We start from the raw sequence: 19,156 nt of genomic DNA on the forward strand, positions 1-19,156 counted from the left end.
CGTTTGCGATCGTCGGACTTATGGTTGATGTTTCGTTAACGGTATCGGGATAGGTTGGTCCCGATACCGATTTCGGCTCTGAATTTGGCCTTGTTTCGCCCCGATAGAACACGCATGAGTCCTGTACGTCCTTTCAGCAAGCTCCGGCTGCTCGCTCTAGCGCGGGCGGGCTTTTTTGCGACCTGCACTGTTATTGGCGCGGTGGCCTCGTCGCAGCCCGGTTTGGCGCAGGATGCCTTGCAGCAGCAACGCGATCAGGCGGCTGGCGAATATGAAAAGCTGACAGGTGAGCTGACCGTGACCGGCGACAAGCTCAAGCAACTGGAAAGCGAGGTTGCGAGTCTCAAGAAGGATCAGGACACGATTACCGCAGCCTTGATCCAGTCGGCCAAGACCGACAAGAAATTGCAGCAGGATATTGCCGATATTGCCGAAAAGCTGGTTTCGCTCCACGAGCAGGAGGCCGGTATTCGCACATCGCTGCGGGCGCGGCGCGGGGTACTGGCCGAGGTGCTGGCCGCTCTGCAGCGCATGGGGCTCAACCCGCCGCCCGCCATTCTGGTCCGTCCCGACGATGCGCTTGCCTCGGTCCGCAGCGCCGTGCTGCTCGGTGCCGTGGTGCCGGAAATGCGCGGTCAGGTGGAAGAGCTGACCGGCGATTTGAAGGATATGCAGACGGTGACCGCCTCCATCACGCAGGAGCGCGAGAAGTTGCAGCAGACCCGCACCACACAGGCTGAGGAGCAGAAGCGTCAGTCGCTTCTGCTTGAAGAAAAGAAGAAGCTGCAGGCGCAGTCTGAGCAGGAAATGGAAGCGCAGCGCAAGCGTTCGGCAGAACTGGCCGCCAAGGCCGGTAGCCTCAAGGACTTGATCGACGGGCTCGACAAGCAGATGGCCGGTGTACGTGACGCTGCCGATGCGGCGCGCAAGGCCGAAGCCGACCGCCTGGCATCGGCCCGGGAGCGAGCGGGCGAGGCGAGGCCGGATGACAACCATCTGCGTGCGCAGACGAATTTCGCCTCCTTGCAGGGAAAGCTGGTTTTGCCGGCGGCGGGCAAGACGTCGCGCCGCTTTGGCGACAAGGATGGCGCAGGCGGCGCGATGATGGGGCAGGTGCTGGAAACCTTGCCCTCCGCCACGATTACGTCACCTTCCGATGGCGTTGTGCTTTATGCGGGACCGTTTAGATCTTACGGGCAACTCTTGATCCTCGATGCCGGCAATGGATATCATATCGTGATGGCGGGCATGGGGCGAATCGATGTGGCGCAAGGTCAGTTTGTACTGGCGGGAGAACCGGTCGGGGCGATGGGCGATAAACTTCTCGCGAGTGTTGCGCCGATAGAGGTGGGCAATGGTGCGCCGTTGCTTTACATTGAGTTTCGAAAAGATGGAAAACCCGTCGATCCGGCACCCTGGTGGACCGAGCGGCTTTCTGGAAGGACGTAAAAATGATACGTAAACTGTCGCTGCTGTTCGCCGGAGCCCTGATGGGAGCTTCCGCCATGGTGATGGTGCAGGGCGCTCCGGCATCGACGGCTTTCGCAGCCGCCAAGGATGCCGACGTCTATAAAGACCTGGCGCTTTTCGGCGATATTTTCGAACGCGTGCGCGCGCAATATGTGACGCCGCCGGATGACAAGAAGCTGACGGAAAGCGCCATCAACGGCATGCTGACTTCGCTCGATCCGCATTCGTCCTATCTCAATCCAGAAGCCGCGCAAGATATGCGCGTGCAGACCAAGGGTGAATTCGGCGGCCTCGGCATTGAAGTCACCATGGACAATGATCTGGTGAAGGTGATTGCGCCGATCGACGATACGCCTGCCTCGAAGGCTGGTGTTCTCGCAGGCGATCTCATCACCAAGATCGATGGTCAGGAAGTGCGGGGCCTGAGCCTCAGCGATGCTGTCGACAAGATGCGCGGCGAAATTGGTTCCTCGATTGAACTGACGCTGATGCGCCAAGGTGTCGACAAGCCGATCACGCTCAAGATTGCGCGTGCCGTCATCAAGGTGAAGGCCGTTCGTTACCGGGTCGAAAACGATGTCGGTTATGTGCGCGTGATTTCGTTTACCGAACAGACTGCTGAAGATCTCGGCAAGGCGATCAAGGATATCCAGAGCAAGATTCCGGGCGACAAGCTCAAGGGCTTCGTGCTTGATCTGCGCCTCAATCCCGGTGGCCTGCTCGATCAGGCCGTCGCCGTCTCCGATGCTTTCCTCGACAAGGGCGAAGTGGTTTCGACCCGTGGCCGCGATCCGCAGGATGTGACGCGCTTTGATGCCCGCAAGGGCGACCTGACCGATGGCAAGCCGGTGATCGTGCTCATCAATGGGGGATCGGCCAGCGCATCGGAAATCGTGGCTGGCGCGCTTCAGGATCATCGCCGTGCGACGGTGCTCGGCACGCAGTCCTTCGGCAAGGGTTCCGTGCAGACCATCATCCCGCTTGGCGAAAACGGATCGCTGCGCCTGACAACAGCGCTTTATTACACGCCGTCGGGCAAGTCGATCCAGGGCAAGGGCATCACGCCGGACATCAAGGTTGAACAGCCTCTTCCGCCGGAACTGAAGGGTGAGGACGTCGTTCGCGGCGAATCTGAACTCAAGGGCCACATCAAGGGCAATGCCGAAGATGACAATGGCTCCGGTTCGTCGGCCTATGTTCCTGCCGATCCGAAGGACGACATCCAGCTCAACGAAGCTCTGAAGCTCCTGCGTGGCGAAGTGGCGAATGCCGCATTCCCGCCGGATCCGAAGAAGGGCGTGCTGAACTGATCGTTCCATGCTGGATCTGAACAGCCCGCTCGGACTGGACAAGAAACCGCGAAAGCGCGGGGGCGAACGCTCCCGCGCTTTTCGTTGGTCTTTGCTTGGCCTGGGGGCAGCTGTTGCGCTGGGCGTCGCGGGCGGCACGATGTTCACCGTCTGGCAGACCAACCGCGATGCATTTCGCAAGCCTGAAAAGGCAGCCATCGCTGAGGCGCAAACGCCGCCCGATGCCGCTGCCAAAGTGGGGCAGAAGGCATCGTCCGCAATGGGCAACACGCCCACGCCCGGCACTGCGTTGCGCGGAACCGGCGGGCAGCAAACCGGCCCGGCAATCATCAAGGTCACGCCCGATATGCCAAATGTCACCGCCGGTTCAGCGGATGGCAATGTCGTTGTCGTGCAGAACCAGCACAAGGCAGGCCAGGACCAGCGGGTCGCGCATCTGCCGGAAAAGGCGCTGGTCGAGCAAAGCCCGACCGGTCCGTTGCCGGTGCGCGGCGCAGACGGCTTGCGCCCGATGGATGCCTATGCGGTTGGCTGGTCGGGCGCGCGGGGCGCGAGGATCGCGCTGGTCATTGGCGGGCTTGGCCTGTCCCAAACCGGTAGCATGGAAGCTGTAGAGAAGCTGCCATCGGAAGTGACGCTGGCCTTCGCGCCGCAGGGCAACAGCCTGCAACGCTGGATGCAGGCTGCGCGGCAGAACGGCCACGAGCTTTTGCTGCAACTGCCGATGGAGCCATTCGACTATCCGCGCATCAATCCGGGGCGCAACACGCTGACGGTGGATGACGGAGCCGCCAAAAACCAGACGTCGCTTTTATGGGCCTTGTCGCGCATGACCAATTATGCCGGGGTAATGAACTATATGGGCGCGCGATTTTCTGGCGAGGAAGATGCTTTCGCGCCGGTGCTGGGCGAGATCGGCAGGCGCGGGCTTTATTATCTGGATGACGGCACGTCAGCACGCAGTCAGGCCGACAGGATCGCGCAAAGGGACGCCGTGCCATTTGCTGCCGCCGATGTACTGATCGACGCGTCACAGGACCGTTCGGCGGTGCTTGACCGTCTCGAAGAGCTGGAACGCATTGCGCGCGCCAATGGCAGCGCGATTGGCACCGGCTCCGCTTTCGGTGTGACCGTCGACGCGGTGAAAGATTGGGCCAATGAGGTCAAGAAGCGCGGCATCGAAATCGTTCCCGTTTCGGCGCTGGTCCGTGACCCGGAACGTCAGTAAAACTCACATATCACGGAGAATGTCATGTCGAAGCATAAAGGTCCGGTCGATCCTGAAAGCTTGCCCTATCGCCCCTGCGTTGGGCTGATGGTGCTGAACAAGGCTGGTCTCGTCTGGGCCGGTCATCGCATCATTATTCCGGGCGATGAGATGGATGGTGCGACGCAGCTCTGGCAGATGCCGCAGGGTGGTATCGACAAGGGCGAAGACCCGGTCGAAGCCGCATTGCGCGAGCTTTATGAAGAAACGGGCATGAAGTCGGTCTCGCTGCTTGCCGAAGCGCCGGACTGGATCAATTATGATCTGCCACGGCATCTGGTCGGTCAGGCTCTCAAGGGCAAATATCGCGGCCAGACGCAGAAGTGGTTTGCCTATCGTTTCGAGGGTGACGAGAACGAAATCGCGATCAATCCGCCACCCGGTGGGCATACAGCTGAATTCGACAGCTGGGACTGGAAGCCGATGCAGCAGCTGCCCGAACTGATCGTGCCGTTCAAGCGCAAGGTCTATGAGGAAGTCGTCGCCGCTTTCCGGCATCTGGCACCCTGATTTTTTGGCATATCCTGAGTTGATATCAGGATGTGCTCAAATTTTCACACCCCTCTTGTGTGCTCGACCAACATATTGTCAACTCACTCCCGATGCGCCGCGTGACGACGCTCTAACTGTTTGTTTCGACGCACATCTCGCCCGAAAACCGTTTCACACTTTTCGGGATGTGCTCTGGAGGGAGAAAAGCGCATGGATGTTGGAAGTCTAATCGTATTTCTTTTTGTCGGTCTCGTCGCAGGCTGGCTGGCGGGAAAGGTCGTGCAGGGCGGCGGTTTCGGCATGATCGGCAATATCATTGTCGGCGTGATTGGCGCATTCTTCGCGGGCTGGCTTCTGCCGCGCCTCGGCTTTTCCGTCGGCGGCGGTATCATTGCCTCGATCATCAATGCGTTCATCGGCGCGGCGATACTTCTGATCATTCTGCGCATCGTCAAACGCGTCTAGAGTGTCAGCATGTTTTGCAAGGCCCGGCTTGTTGAAGCCGGGTCGTTCCATTCCCGAAGTTCCGTGACATGACACCGAATTCCAAACTGTCGCTCGGTCTGGTTCTCACTGCATCGGCTGGTTTTGTTGATGCGATAGCCTTTCTGCAACTGGGCGGTTTCTTCGCGTCCTTCATGAGCGGCAACACCACGCAGCTCGGTGTCGCACTGGCGGGGCAGCCCGGCGTGCAAGGCACGGTGCTGGTCTGGTTTCCCGCAATCCTCATCGTCTTGTTCTTTTCCGGCGCGTTCTTCGGCACGCTGACCGTGCGCGCCTATGGGCGCTGGGGCAGCCTCTATGTGATGGCAAGCGTGGTGATGATTTTGCTGGCAGTGGGCGTGCTACGGCGCGAGGGGGCGATGCTCATCCAGCCGGTGCTGCTGCTCGCCGCCGCGATGGGCGCACAAAATGCTGCCGTACAGCCGATAGGCGCGGCTCGCCTCGGCGTGACCTATGTGACTGGAACGCTTTTCAATGCCGCTGCCGATCTTGCCTGTTCGCTGCGCGGCGAAACGCCAAAATGGCGCTGGTTGCAGCATGTTGCCGTCTGGCTCGCCCTGATGCTGGGCGCGGTTGCTGGCGGCCTCGGTCATGCTTTCATCGGCCTTGACGCTTTGTTCGTTCCGGCGGCGATGATTGTGGGCGTGATGGTCGCCTATATGCGGCTTAATTGAGCAAACCTGCCCTCAACTGAACAGAGACTTCTCGCCTTCCACCAGTTCGGAGATGAGAGCGGAAACTGCTGTCACGCGCCGCAGCGTCCGTGCGGATTCATGATAAGCGAGCCAATAGGCGCGACGTATCACCCGGTCTGGCATAACCGGCACGAGATCGGGGTCGGCCCGCGCGATGAACGCATGCAAAATACCAATGCCCGCGCCCGCGCGCACCGCTTCCACCTGTCCCAGAGCGCTCGACACTTCAAAAGCCGGTTTCCAATCGCGGCTGATTTCCGGCGCATAGGCGAGCGACGGGTTGATGACCAGATCTTCCACATAGCTGATCAGACGATGGTGGCTGAGGTCGTCGGCAGTTTCCGGCGTGCCATTGGCTTCCAGATAGCTGCGATGGGCGTAAAGGCCGAGCGTATAATCGACCAGCCTGCGCGCAATGAGCCGTCCCTGTTCCGGGCGCTCGACGGTGATAGCGATATCGGCCTCCCGCCGGGACAGCGAGAAGGAGCGCGGCACGGGCACCAACTGGATGGTGAGGTCTGGATATTGCTGGATCAGGCGGGCGAGGCGTGGCGCCAGAAAAGTCACGCCGAAACCATCCGGCGCGCCAATGCGCACCGTGCCCGAAACCGCGACGTCGGCATTGCCGACCTGCGCGCGGGCGGACAACATTTCCGCTTCCATGCGCTCGGCGGCAAGCAGAAATTCCTCACCCGCCTGCGTTAGTGTCGAGCCATTGGTGCGGCGTGTCAGAAGCGTGGTGGAAAGCGCGGTTTCAAGCGCCGTCAGCCGCCGCGCCACGGTGGTGTGGTTCAGGCCAAGTCGCTTGGCTGCACCCAGAATCTGGCCTGAGCGCGCGACCGCGAGGAATATGCGAATGTCATCCCAATTCATAATGTACTTCGCTTGAACATGATCTTGTCCGAAAACCGTTTCACACTTTTCGGGATCATGGTCTTTCGCTTGAACATGATCTTATCCGAAAACCGCTTCGCACTTTTCGGGATCATGTTTCGTACTATAAAAAATGCACAACGGATACGCTTTTCAGCGCCTTGCAATCATGAATTTGCAGAGTCAGGATAGGTGCAACGATGGGGGCGGGGTGTGCACCCATAAAAGGTAATCAGGGAGGTTTCTCGATGCGCAATATCGGACATTTCATCGGCGGCAAGCATGTTGCCGGTAATAGCGGTCGCACCGCCGACGTTTTCCAGCCGCTTGACGGCACGGTACAGGCTAAGGTCGCGCTTGCCACCAAGGCTGAAGTGCGCGCCGCTGTCGAAAACGCCAAGGCAGCACAGCCAGCATGGGGCGCGACCAACCCGCAGCGCCGCGTCCGCATCCTGCGCAAATTCCTCGAACTGGTCGAAGCCGAATATGACAGCCTGGCCGAACTTTTGGCGCGTGAGCACGGCAAGACCATTGCTGATGCCAAGGGCGACATTCAGCGCGGTCTTGAAGTGGTGGAAGTCTGCCTCGGTTCTGCGCATATGCTGAAAGGCGAGTTCACCGACAATGCCGGCACGGGCATCGACACCTATTCCATGCGCCAGCCGCTCGGCGTTGTTGCCGGTATCACCCCGTTCAACTTCCCGGCCATGATCCCGCTCTGGAAGGCTGGTCCGGCGATTGCATGCGGCAACGCTTTCGTTCTGAAGCCGTCCGAGCGCGATCCGGGCGTCCCGATGCGTCTGGCGGAACTCTTCATGGAAGCTGGTCTGCCTGCAGGCATCTTCAACGTCGTCAATGGCGACAAGGATGCCGTCGATGCGCTGCTCGATGATCCGGATGTACAGGCTATCGGCTTCGTCGGTTCCACGCCGATTGCCCAGTATATCTACGGTCGCGGCTGCTCGAACGGCAAGCGCGTGCAGTGCTTTGGCGGCGCGAAGAACCACATGCTCATCATGCCGGATGCCGATATGGACCAGACCGTCGATGCGCTCATCGGCGCTGGTTACGGTTCAGCAGGCGAACGCTGCATGGCAATCTCCGTAGCGGTTCCAGTCGGTGAAGACACCGCCAACCGCCTGATGGAAAAGCTGATCCCGCGCGTTGAATCGCTCAAGATCGGCCCATCCACCGATAATTCTGCCGATTACGGCCCGGTTGTCACGAAGGCCGCTCTTGATCGCATTCGCGGCTATGTCGATCTCGGTGTCGAAGAAGGCGCGAAGCTGGTCGTTGATGGCCGTAACTTCAAGATGCAGGGCTATGAAAATGGCTTCTACATGGGTGGTTGCCTGTTCGACAATGTGACGCGCGACATGCGCATCTATAAGGAAGAAATTTTTGGCCCGGTTCTCTCGGTTGTCCGCGCCAAGAATTACGAGGAAGCGCTCGCTCTGCCGAACGATCATGAATATGGCAACGGCGTCGCCATCTTCACCCGCGACGGCGATGCGGCCCGCGATTTCGCAAGCCGCGTGCAGGTTGGCATGGTCGGTATCAATGTGCCGATCCCGGTTCCGATCGCATACTACACCTTCGGCGGCTGGAAGGCTTCCGGCTTCGGCGATCTCAACCAGCACGGCCCGGATGCATTCCGCTTTTACACCAAGACCAAGACTGTCACCTCGCGGTGGCCGTCTGGCGTAAAAGATGGGGCTGAGTTCGTCATCCCGACGATGAAGTAGTTACAAAACCCCGCCTTCGAGGCGGGGTTTTTCTTTCGCCAGTGGTTTCCGGTCTTTTGCGGTAGGATTCCTTGTCCGACTGTGCTACGGCGACGCTGTCCCCTTTCCTGAACGCAAAACGCTTCAGCAACGAAGAGACCGTTTCCTATGGCTGTCAGCTCCAAGCATATTCCCGCTCCCGATCTTCATCGGGTGCGCCGCGCCCTCCTTTCCGTTTCCGACAAAACCGGCCTGATCGAATTCGCCAAGGCGCTTCATGCGCATGGCGTCGAGATCCTCTCGACCGGCGGTACGGCCAAGTCCATTGCCGCAGAAGGCATTCCGGTTCGTGATGTTTCCGAAATCACCGGCTTTCCCGAAATCATGGATGGGCGCGTGAAGACGCTGCATCCGGCAGTCCATGGCGGTCTACTCGCCGTGCGCAACGACCCGGAACATGTTGCCGCGATGGAAGAGCACAAGATCGGCGGCATCGATCTTGCCGTGATCAATCTCTATCCGTTTGAGGAAGTCCGCTTCCAGGGCGGCGATTACGACACGACTGTCGAGAATATCGACATCGGCGGTCCGGCCATGATCCGCGCTTCGGCCAAGAACCACGCCTATGTGGCAACCGTTGTCGATCCGGCTGATTATACCGAAGTGGTCACCGAGCTTGAAAAGCATGCCGGTTCGCTGCCGCTCGCTTTCCGCAAGAAGCTGGCCGCCAAGGCTTTTTCGCGCACCGCAGCCTATGACGCGGCCATCTCCAACTGGTTCGCCGAAGCCATCGAAGAAGAAACGCCGGTTTGGCGCTCGGTTGCAGGCAAGCTGCATTCGGTCATGCGCTATGGTGAAAACCCGCATCAGACCGCAGGTTTCTATCTCTCCGGTGAAAAGCGCCCGGGCGTTGCCACGGCAACTCAGCTTCAAGGCAAGCAGCTTTCCTATAACAACATCAATGACACCGATGCAGCTTTCGAACTCGTTGCCGAGTTCGACCCCGCGCGCACGGCTGCCGTCGCCATTATCAAGCACGCCAATCCTTGTGGCGTGGCGGAAGGCGCATCTATTAAAGACGCCTATCTGAAGGCGCTGGCCTGTGATCCGGTTTCGGCTTTCGGCGGTATCGTTGCGCTCAACAAGACGCTGGATGAAGAAGCCGCCGAGGAAATCGTCAAGATTTTCACGGAGGTTATCATCGCTCCCGATGCAACGCCGGGCGCACAGGCCATCGTCGCCGCCAAGAAGAACCTGCGTCTTCTGGTGACGGGTGGCCTTCCCGACCCGCGCGCCAAAGGCATTGCCGCGAAAACGGTTGCCGGTGGCTTGCTCGTTCAGTCGCGCGATAATGGCGTGGTCGACGATCTCGACCTCAAGGTCGTGACCAAGCGGAGCCCAAGCGAAGCTGAATTGAACGACATGAAGTTCGCCTTCCGCATTGCCAAGCACGTGAAGTCGAACGCCATCGTCTATGTGAAGGATGGCGCGACGGTCGGTATCGGTGCAGGCCAGATGAGCCGTGTCGACTCCGCGCGCATCGCCGCCCGCAAGGCGGAAGATGCAGCCGAGGCTGCTGGTCTGGCAGAGCCGCTGACCAAGGGCTGCGTGGTTGCTTCAGACGCGTTCTTCCCGTTTGCAGACGGTCTGCTTTCAGCCGTTCAGGCAGGCGCCACGGCCGTCATTCAGCCGGGCGGCTCGATGCGTGACGAGGAAGTGATCGCTGCTGCCGACGAGCATGGCATTGCCATGGTAATGACCGGAATGCGCCATTTCCGCCATTAATTCATTGGCTTAGAATTCGAGAAGCGAGCCCCGAAACGAAAAATTTCGGGGCTTTTTGTTTTCATTGAGTTTCGAATTATTTCATTTTAAATTCGTTTATAAGCACTCACGTAAATACGAGAACTGCCTTTCATCACCAGATGTAAACTGAAACTATTTTACACAAACATATTCGACGGGAGGATACTGTGAGTACCAAGCAATTTATCGGTTCCATCGATCAGGGAACCACCAGCACACGCTGCATCATTTTCGACAATCTGGGCGATGTTATCGCTGCGGATCAGCGTGAGCATGAGCAGATTTATCCCAAGGCTGGTTGGGTGGAACACAATCCGCTGGAAATTTGGCGCAACACGCAGCATGTCGTCGCTGAGGCGCTGAGGAAGGCCAAGCTGACGGCAGCCGACATAGCGGCTATCGGTATCACCAATCAGCGCGAGACGACACTATTATGGGACAAGGCGACCGGCCAGCCGCTTTACAACGCGCTTGTCTGGATGGACACGCGCACCGCAGATCTGGTCGCGCAATATACCAAGGACGGCGGTGCTGATCGTCTGCGCGCCCGGACAGGGCTGCCGATCACCACCTATTTCGCCGGGCTGAAATTGCGCTGGATTCTCGACAATGTTTCCGGCGCGCGCCGAAAGGCCGAAGCGGGTGAGGCGCTGTTTGGCACCATCGACACGTGGCTCGCCTGGAATCTGACCGGCGGGCCGGAAGGGGGCATCCACATCACCGATGTCACCAACGCTTCGCGCACCCAGCTGATGGATATTGCAAGCCTGCAATGGGATGCGGAAATTCTGGATCTCTTCGATATTCCGCGCGCCTGTCTGCCGGAAATTCGCTCATCGAGCGAGATTTATGGAACGATTTCGGTTCCATCCCTACGTGGCGTGCAGCTTGCCGGAATTCTGGGGGACCAGCAGGCAGCTTTGTTCGGTCAGGCCTGTCTGGAGCCGGGTGCGGCCAAGAATACCTATGGAACGGGCTGTTTCATGCTGATGAATACGGGGCAGAAGCGCGTTTCATCGGATTATGGCCTGCTCACCACGGTGGCTTACAAGCTTGGCGATGCCCCTCCATCCTATGCGCTGGAAGGTTCCATCGCGATTACCGGCGCGCTGGTGCAATGGTTGCGCGATAATCTCGGCATCATCCGCAAGAGCAGCGATATCGAAACGCTTGCCCGCACCGTCGATGACAATGGCGATGTCTATTTCGTGCCTGCGTTTTCCGGCCTTTATGCGCCGCACTGGGAATCGTCTGCGCGCGGCGTCATTGCCGGGCTGACGCGCTTTGCCAATAAGGGTCATATCGCGCGCGCGGCGCTGGAAGCAAGCTGCTATCAGGTGCGTGAGGTGCTGGAAGCCATGGTGAAGGATTCCGGCGTGGAGATCGGGGAACTGCGCGCCGATGGCGGCATGACCGTCAATGACTTCGTAATGCAGTTTCAGGCCGATATTCTGGACGTTCCGGTCGTCCGCCCCAAGATCGTGGAAACCACGGCGCTGGGCGCAGCCTATTCGGCTGGCCTTGCTGTCGGTTATTGGAAGTCCACGGAGGACATCGTGGAAAACTGGCAGGTCGGTCATCGCTGGCATCCGAAGATGCCGAAGAAGGAGCGCGAAAGTCTCTTTGCATCCTGGGAAAAAGCGGTTCAGCGTTCGCTCAACTGGGTGGATTAATCGCGTTTCGCGGCGCCCTATCAAGCCTTGTCGGCAGGGTAGGGCGTCGCTTTTGTCAAACAGAGGCCAGCGGCGAAGAAGATCACCAGCACCGCCATTCCAATCGCCGCCGATCCGCTGATGGCGGTAACGGTGGCGACCAGAAAGGGCGCGAGGAAGCTGGTGGCACGGCCCGCCAGCGCGTAAATGCCGAAATAACGACCGGATTCTTCCGGCTGGATACTGCGTGCAAACCATGAGCGCGACGATGCCTGTACCGGGCCAAAGGCTGCGCCGATCATCAGGCCATAGATCAGATAAGCATGTTCGGCTGGCGTCGAGAAAAGCCCCTGTGCGGTGTTTTCGGTAAAGGGCAGCAGCCCGAAGAACGTATAGTCGCGCCCTGTCGATACGATGCCGAGCGTGGCGAGCAACAGCAGAACCAGTGACGCGATAACCACGGCTTTTGAGCCGAAGCGCGTATCCACGCGGCTGGCGACGAGGCAGCTGAAGATCGCCATCACATTGAGAATCATGCCGAACAGACCGATTTCGGTAATCGACCAGTGGAACATGGCCGCAGCATAGCCGCCGCCCAGCGCCAGCAGCGCGTTGACGCCGTCCTGATAGACCATGCGGGCAATGAGAAAGCGCAATATGCCGGAACGCTGGCGCACTTCGCTCAAGGTGGCTTTGAGTTCCGAAAGGCCGTGACGCAGCGCCTTGCGCAGCGGTTCGCCCCGCGCCGAATCCGGCGTGAATAGAAACATCGGCAGCACGAAGATGAGATACCAGAGTGCGGCAAGCGGGCCAGTGATGCGTGCATCTTCGCCGGTTTTGGGATCAAGGCCAAAAAGCGGATCGATGCCAATGATGGTTTTACCGGTTTGCGGCGATCCGGACAGAAACAGCACGACGAAAATCAGCACGATCATACCGCCGAGGTAGCCAAGCCCCCAGGCGATGTTGGAAATGCGTCCAATATCCGCCCGCGGCACAAGACGCGGCATCATGGAATCATTGAAGACGATGGAGAATTCCGCCGCGACCGAAGCTATGGCAAAGGCCAGCAGTACCCAGAACAGGCTTGCACCCGGCGCTGCGAACCAGAGCAGCGACAGGCTGACGATCTTCAGAACGGCGAAGAAGCCGATCCATGGTTTACGCGCGCCCGTGCGGTCTGAAACAGCGCCCAAAACCGGTGACAGAATGGCGATGACAAAGCCCGCCGCAGCGATGCCATAACCCCAAGCAACCTGACCGGATTCCGGGCTTGCCGCCATGCGGGAGATGAAATAGGGGCCGAAAACAAAGGTCGTGACGACGGTGAAAAACGGTTGCGCCGCCCAATCGAACAGCATCCATCCCCATATGCCGCGACGCGATGCATAGCTGCGTTCGCTGACTGTCAGATCGCTCAAATGCCACTCCCTTGCGAATGTGGCCGGAGCTTATACGGACCGTGGTTGCCCGACAAGAAATGAAAAGGGCAGCTCTAAGCTGCCCTCTTAATTTTACCACCGGTCGCTGTTTACTGCGCCAGATCCGACATCAAGCCCGCAGCAACGGCCAGCCGCGAGACGGTGAGATCGCCACCTTCGGTCAGCGCGACCATGCGGTTTCTCACCTGCTCGATCCGGACGCCGTCCGCATCAAGCCAAGCGGCAGCCGGGTCTTTCTCCTTGGCGAAGCGCTTCAGGGCCGCGATGGTGATCCCGCGTGCCGCCTGCGTGATGGTCTCGCTGGCGCGCGACAGGGCCAGTCCGTCATAATAGTCGGTGACGGGGATGGACCGTGCCGCATCTTCGATGCGTCCGATGCGGAAGGCTTCCGACACGCCGAAATAGGCCTTGGCGGTCGCCACCAGATCGGCTCCTGCCAGATGCGCGATCAGCGCGATATCCGGCATGATGCCCGCAAGCTGTAGATTGGCGAGGCGTTGGGCCAGCTTTTCCGGAGCACCCTTTTCCACGAAGGCGGCCTTGTCGGCACGCACCGTGTTGCGCAGGAATTCCGGCATCAGGCCTTCGAAACGCGGTTCCAGTTCGGCACGCGCCTTGACGATGGTGCCGACCAGTTCAGTGAGGTTTGCGCGGGTAGTATCGTTGCGCAGAACCCAGGCTGTTGTCGCTTGCAACATTTCGCCGACGAGATGGTAGAACTGGTTTTGCACATCGCCCGGCACCTTGTTATCCAAGGCGTCAATGGCGTCGTAGATCGCATCGATCTCGAAGCCATCACGCACCGCCACGTAGGCGCGGACGATATCCGAAGGCGACTTGCCGGTCGTGTCGGCCAAACGGCTGATGAAGGTAATGCCGCCGCGATTGATGACATCATTTGCCAGCAAGGTCGCAACGATTTCCCGCTTCAGACGGTGGCCGGAGATTTCCTCTGCATAGGTTTTTGCCATGCGCTTCGGGAAATAGCCGAACAACAGCGACTGGAAGTAAGGCTCGTCCGGCAGTGCGCTCGCCACCAGATCGTCGGAGAGCGACAGCTTGGCATAGGCCAGCAGAACCGCCAGTTCCGGACGGGTCAGCGGCTGGCCCGCCTTCTGGCGCTCGGCCAAGAGCGCATCCGACGGAAGATACTCGACCTTGCGGTCCAGAAGCTTCCGGTGTTCCAGTTCCGCCATGAAGCGCGCCTGATAGGGGAGCTCAGCCAGACCCTGACGCTCGCTCAGCGAAAGCGCCAGCGGCTGGAGATAGTTGTTGCGCAGCACGAGTTCCGAAACATCGTCGGTCATGCTGACCAGAAGCTTGTTGCGGGCAGGGCGCTTGAGCTTGCCCGAACGCATGGCCGCGGCCAGAGCAATCTTGATGTTGACCTCGACGTCCGAGCAGTTGACGCCAGCCGAATTGTCGATGGCGTCGGTATTGCTGCGACCGCCAGCAAGTGCATATTCAATGCGTCCGCGCTGGGTCATGCCGAGATTGGCGCCTTCGCCGATCACACGGGCGCGAACATCCGAGCCGGTGATGCGGATGGCATCATTGGCGCGGTCGCCGACCTGCGCATCCGTTTCGCTGGAAGCGCGGATATATGTGCCTATGCCGCCGAACCAAAGAAGATCAACCTGCGCTTTCAGGATGGTCGTCATGATTTCCTGAGGGGTCGCCGTGGTCTTGGCAAGGCCGATTGCGGCAGCTGCTTCAGCAGACAGTGTGATGGTCTTTTGGCTGCGGCTATAGACGCCGCCGCCCGAGGACAGCTTCGAGCGATCGTAATCCTGCCAGCTGGAGCGCGGCAGTTCGAACAGGCGCTTGCGCTCGGCAAAGCCGTCCGCCGGAACCGGATTCGGATCGATGAAGATGTCGCGATGGTCGAAGGCTGCAACCAGCTTGATCTGTTCGGAAAGCAGCATGCCGTTGCCGAACACGTCGCCCGACATGTCGCCCACGCCGACAACCGTAAACGGCTCGGTCTGGATATCCATGTCGAATTCACGGAAATGCCGTTTCACGGCTTCCCAGCCGCCACGGGCGGTGATGCCCATGCCCTTATGGTCGTAACCGGCGGAACCGCCCGACGCGAATGCATCGTCCAGCCAGAAATCATGCGCCTGGCTGATGGCATTGGCCGTGTCAGAGAAGGTGGCCGTGCCCTTGTCGGCGGCGACGACGAAATAAGGATCGTCATTGTCGTGACGCACGACATTTTGCGGCGGGACCACGGCGCTGTCATGAATATTGTCGGTGACCGACAGAAGCGTCGAGATGAACACCTTGTAGGCGTCACGACCCGCTTCGAAGACGGCATTGCGGTCGCCGCCCACTGGAAGGCGCTTCGGATAGAAACCGCCCTTGGCGCCGACCGGCACGATCACCGCATTCTTGACCTGCTGCGCCTTCACAAGGCCCAGCACTTCGGTGCGGTAATCCTGTGCGCGGTCCGACCAGCGCAGACCGCCACGGGCGACAGCACCGAAACGGAGATGCACGCCTTCGACTTCCGGGCCGTAGACGAAAATTTCGCGATACGGGCGCGGGTCAGGTAGCCCGTCGACGAGGCGCGGATTGAGCTTGAAGGCAAAGGTCACGCGCGGCTTGCCTTCGGCATCCAGTGTGTAGGCATTGGTGCGCAGTGTCGCTTCAATCAGGTTGCGGAACCGGCGCAGGATCTGGTCGTCATCGATGCTTGGCACGCCGAGAAGTGCTGTTTCGATGGCGTCGATCAGCTTCTTTTCAGCTGTATCACGGCGCTTGGCCGATGGGTTGAAGCGCAGATCGAACAGCGAATAGAGATCGCTTGCGATTTCCGGATAACGGTTGAGTGCGGCTGCGATGAAGCCCTGCGAATAGGCGATACCCGCCTGTTGCAGATAACGGCCATAGGAGCGCAGGATCATGATCTGGCGTGCGCTGAGGCGTGCCGTCTGCACCAGCGCATTATAGCCGTCATTGTCGGCAAAGCCGTCCCAGACCGTGCGGAACACGTCTTCCAGCATTTCGCCGTCATCGGAAAGATCAACAGGAGCGCCATAGGCGTTCACAAGCTGCATGTCGTGAACGTAGACTGGCGCACCGTCTTTACCGGCGTGCGGCAGGTCGATGGTCTGTTCACTGACGACACGGAAGCCCATATTTTCCAAAAGCGGCACGCGCTGCGACAGCACGACCGGTGCACCGTGATGATAGAGCTTTAATGAAACCGCATCCGGTCCATCGGTGCGATAGCGGTAGAAATCCACGAAAAGCGGCGCTTCCGGGCTGAGACCGGCAATGCGCTCGGCATCGACCAGCGCTTCCGGCGCGGTGAAGATTTCGCGGTAGGATGGCGGGAAACTGGCGGCCAGCGCAACAACACCGGCATCGGCATTTTCCACACTCTCACGCACCGCATCTTCCCAGGTGCGGACGATGGCGCGGACTTCCGCTTCCAGCGCTTCACGATCCACATGCGGCGTTGAGCGTTCGTGACGGCGAATGACGAACTGAACGCGCGTCAGGCCGTTTTGCAGGAAGACCGGGTGGAATTCAAAGCTGTCGCCGCCATAGACGTCGACGAGATAGCGGCCGATCTTCTCACGCACGGCGGAATCGTAGCGGTCGCGCGGGATGTAGACCAGCACGGTCGCGAAACGTCCGAAACGGTCGAGACGCGGAATGGCGCGCACGCGCGGACGCTCGCCGAGCGCGAGGATGAGTTCGGCATTGGCCGTCAGGCTTTCCGTGTCGATCTGGAAAAGCTCGTCACGCGGATATTCTTCCAGCACATTGATCAGCGCCTTGCCCGAATGGTCTTCACGGTTGAAGCCCAGATGCTTGATGACCGCATCGGCCTTAGAGCGGATGAACGGGATGCTGGCGACCGAGCTTGTATAGGCGACCGAGGTGAACAGGCCGACGAGGCGCAGTTCGCCCACGGCTTCGCCCTTCGGTCCGAAGATTTTGACGCCGATATAATCGAGATAGGAGCGGCGATGCACCAGTGACAGCGTGTTCGCCTTGGTCACGATCAGCGGTTCGCTGCTGTCGAGGAATTCTGTCACCTCACGCGGCGTGACCGTGTCGTCGTCATCCTTGCGCAAGACGCGAACTTCATTGTCGCCAAGGACGCCGAGCGGCTCCTTGACTGCGACGAGGCTGCGCTTTTTGCCAGTCCCTTCAAAGGCGAGCTCACGCATGCCGAGGAAGATGAAATGATCGTCGCGCAGCCATTCGAGGAAGGCGATGGCTTCCGGCATGGCGGCATTGCCGTTCAGCTCGTAAGCGCGCTTGTAATCCACGATGGCGTCATCGAGACGCTTCAACATCGGCTTCCAGTCGCCGACGGCAAAACGCACCTGACCGAGAACGCGCTTGAGCCCGTCCGTCAAATCCGCCTTGGTCTGCTTGCCGAGCGCCGGGAGATGAATCTGCACGACGCTGACGCGCTCAACGCCCTTGGCGGGTGCGAGCTGCGATGCTTCGCCGAGGATCACCAGCCCATCCTTTTCCCGAGCAATATCGAGAACCGGGTGTACGACCATGAAAATCTGGCTGACGTGATTGTTCAGCTCGCCCAGAATGGAATCGAGCAGGAACGGCATATTGTCGTTGACGATGGTGATGACGCTCACCGGGCGACCGTGGCGTTCGATACCGTTATCGACGCTGATGATGCTCTTGCCCTTGCGGTAGGATTCGAGAGCCGCATAGCCGTGGCGGGCAGAACTGTCGAGCCCTTCGGCATCGTAAGCTGCCAGATCTTCTGGCGGCGCCCACTCGAAGAGAAGCTGTGAGAAGGCTGCCAGCGCCTTGGGCTTCCCCCCCTTTTTTTCCTCTTTGCTTGCCTTGGAATTCTTAACTTTGCTCGACCGATCCTGCTTTGCAGTCACGTCGGATACTCCTGTCATGATGGCAATGCGCGCCAAACTAGCAGATTAGACATTTGTTTCGATGACAAATCGCTGCGAATAACGAAAAATTTCCCGAAAAGTCAGAAAAATGGCATCTAATCCATTTAATTTGGAACAAAATATCGAAAACTTCGGGCAATTTTTCTAAAAATACCGGAGAAATTCACCGTGCACTACAAAACGGCGTCTGCTGGCGTCGGAAATGGCTCTGCTTCGCCACAATTCAGACCAAAGTCGTAGATGATTCTGAGATGTCGGCGCCGTCAAAGTTCGATCAGGTGATCGTCCAATTCGTTAATATTGTCAGTGCCTGCGGGGAAGTGCTTTTCCAGAAGCGCGCCCGCCTGACCGATCGCCATGACGAAGCCTTCCGCCATTTGCGACCGCGACGCGTGATGGATCAGCGTTGCGACAATCGCGTTCCATTCGTCCTGCTCGACACGCGCGTGAATACCCGCATCGGCGATGACTTCGGCATAGTGCTCGGCCATGGAAACGAAGAGCAGAATGCCTGTGCGGTTTTCGGTGATATGGACATTGCGCGCCAGAAATTGTTGCAGCGCATTGAGATGCGCGCGTTTGTAGCGGATGCGACGCGGCACCAGCAGCATGCGGATCGATGGCAAGAGCCAGAGAACCAGCATCGCCGAAATGAAGGCGGCGAGAATGGCAAGACCGAACATAGGCAGGCTGATGTCAAACCAGTACCAATGGGCGAGCAAGGCGGCGATCACCGAAGCAAGCAGGATGCCGCAGGTCGCGACAAAACCGGCTGCGAAGAAATAGTCGTCGCTGCTGCGCGCCAGCACCGCATAGATTTCGCCGCTGGTCTCGGCTTCCGCCTGCCGGATTGCCTCTGCAATGCGGGCATGGTCTTCAGCGCCAATCAGCGTGTGATGCTTCATCGTCGCGTCTCCCTACCAGCTACCCGAGGCGCCGCCGCCGCCCGATGAACCACCGCCTCCGCCAAAGCCGCCGCCACCGCCGCCCGATGACCAGCCTCCGCCGCCGCCCCAGCCG

Annotated in this window: 13 protein-coding genes; 9 read left to right on the top strand and 4 right to left on the bottom strand. The window is 59.4% G+C overall.

Going from position 1 to position 19,156, the window contains the following annotated elements; translation table 11 throughout:
• Positions 1-114: 114 nt before the first annotated feature.
• The 6 genes from JAU75_RS23320 (at position 115) to JAU75_RS23345 (ending at position 5,717) form a co-directional block, all read left to right on the top strand.
• Positions 115-1,449: a murein hydrolase activator EnvC gene (locus tag JAU75_RS23320; protein WP_199058865.1), complete on the top strand. Its 1,335-nt coding sequence runs from the start codon at positions 115-117 to the stop codon at positions 1,447-1,449.
• A gap of 2 nt (positions 1,450-1,451) precedes the next feature.
• On the top strand, positions 1,452-2,780 hold the full coding sequence (locus tag JAU75_RS23325) for a S41 family peptidase (RefSeq protein ID WP_121538681.1): 1,329 nt from the start codon (positions 1,452-1,454) through the stop codon (positions 2,778-2,780).
• A gap of 7 nt (positions 2,781-2,787) precedes the next feature.
• A complete protein-coding gene (locus tag JAU75_RS23330; protein WP_199058866.1) occupies positions 2,788-4,008 on the top strand; it encodes a divergent polysaccharide deacetylase family protein in 1,221 nt (406 codons plus the stop codon).
• A gap of 24 nt (positions 4,009-4,032) precedes the next feature.
• The gene (locus JAU75_RS23335) at positions 4,033-4,557 is read left to right on the top strand and encodes an RNA pyrophosphohydrolase (RefSeq protein ID WP_199058867.1); all 525 of its coding nucleotides are present in this window, start codon (positions 4,033-4,035) and stop codon (positions 4,555-4,557) included.
• Positions 4,558-4,749: 192 nt separating this feature from the next.
• On the top strand, positions 4,750-5,004 hold the full coding sequence (locus JAU75_RS23340; protein WP_078340905.1) for a GlsB/YeaQ/YmgE family stress response membrane protein: 255 nt from the start codon (positions 4,750-4,752) through the stop codon (positions 5,002-5,004).
• 68 nt (positions 5,005-5,072) lie between these two features.
• Positions 5,073-5,717 (top strand): YoaK family protein, encoded by a 645-nt coding sequence (locus tag JAU75_RS23345; RefSeq protein WP_199058868.1) that lies wholly within the window; start codon positions 5,073-5,075, stop codon positions 5,715-5,717.
• 12 nt (positions 5,718-5,729) lie between these two features.
• Here JAU75_RS23345 and JAU75_RS23350 read toward each other — a convergent pair whose 3' ends face one another.
• Positions 5,730-6,611 (bottom strand): LysR family transcriptional regulator, encoded by an 882-nt coding sequence (locus JAU75_RS23350; RefSeq protein ID WP_199058869.1) that lies wholly within the window; start codon positions 6,609-6,611, stop codon positions 5,730-5,732.
• Between the two features lie 248 nt (positions 6,612-6,859).
• On the opposite strand from JAU75_RS23350, the gene JAU75_RS23355 reads away from it, so the two are divergent.
• The 3 genes from JAU75_RS23355 (at position 6,860) to glpK (ending at position 11,814) form a co-directional block, all read left to right on the top strand.
• Positions 6,860-8,356 carry a CoA-acylating methylmalonate-semialdehyde dehydrogenase gene (locus tag JAU75_RS23355; RefSeq protein WP_199058870.1) on the top strand — a complete coding sequence of 499 codons (1,497 nt, stop codon included), beginning with the start codon at positions 6,860-6,862 and terminating at the stop codon, positions 8,354-8,356.
• A 147-nt stretch (positions 8,357-8,503) separates the two neighbouring features.
• The gene (purH, locus tag JAU75_RS23360) at positions 8,504-10,120 is read left to right on the top strand and encodes a bifunctional phosphoribosylaminoimidazolecarboxamide formyltransferase/IMP cyclohydrolase (RefSeq protein WP_199058871.1); all 1,617 of its coding nucleotides are present in this window, start codon (positions 8,504-8,506) and stop codon (positions 10,118-10,120) included.
• 188 nt (positions 10,121-10,308) lie between these two features.
• A complete protein-coding gene (glpK, locus tag JAU75_RS23365; protein ID WP_199058872.1) occupies positions 10,309-11,814 on the top strand; it encodes a glycerol kinase GlpK in 1,506 nt (501 codons plus the stop codon).
• Between the two features lie 20 nt (positions 11,815-11,834).
• Here the strand turns inward: glpK and JAU75_RS23370 are convergent, their stop codons facing one another.
• The 3 genes from JAU75_RS23370 to JAU75_RS23380 form a co-directional block, all read right to left on the bottom strand.
• Positions 11,835-13,154 (bottom strand): MFS transporter, encoded by a 1,320-nt coding sequence (locus tag JAU75_RS23370; protein WP_371836239.1) that lies wholly within the window; start codon positions 13,152-13,154, stop codon positions 11,835-11,837.
• Positions 13,155-13,324: 170 nt separating this feature from the next.
• Entirely contained in the window at positions 13,325-18,115 is a 4,791-nt protein-coding gene (locus JAU75_RS23375) for an NAD-glutamate dehydrogenase (protein WP_199058874.1), read from the bottom strand.
• Between the two features lie 284 nt (positions 18,116-18,399).
• Positions 18,400-19,041: a TPM domain-containing protein gene (locus JAU75_RS23380; RefSeq protein WP_199058875.1), complete on the bottom strand. Its 642-nt coding sequence runs from the start codon at positions 19,039-19,041 to the stop codon at positions 18,400-18,402.
• Positions 19,042-19,156: the final 115 nt, after the last annotated feature.

This window comes from Ochrobactrum sp. Q0168, from assembly GCF_016427605.1.
Taxonomy (GTDB): Bacteria; Pseudomonadota; Alphaproteobacteria; order Rhizobiales; family Rhizobiaceae; genus Brucella.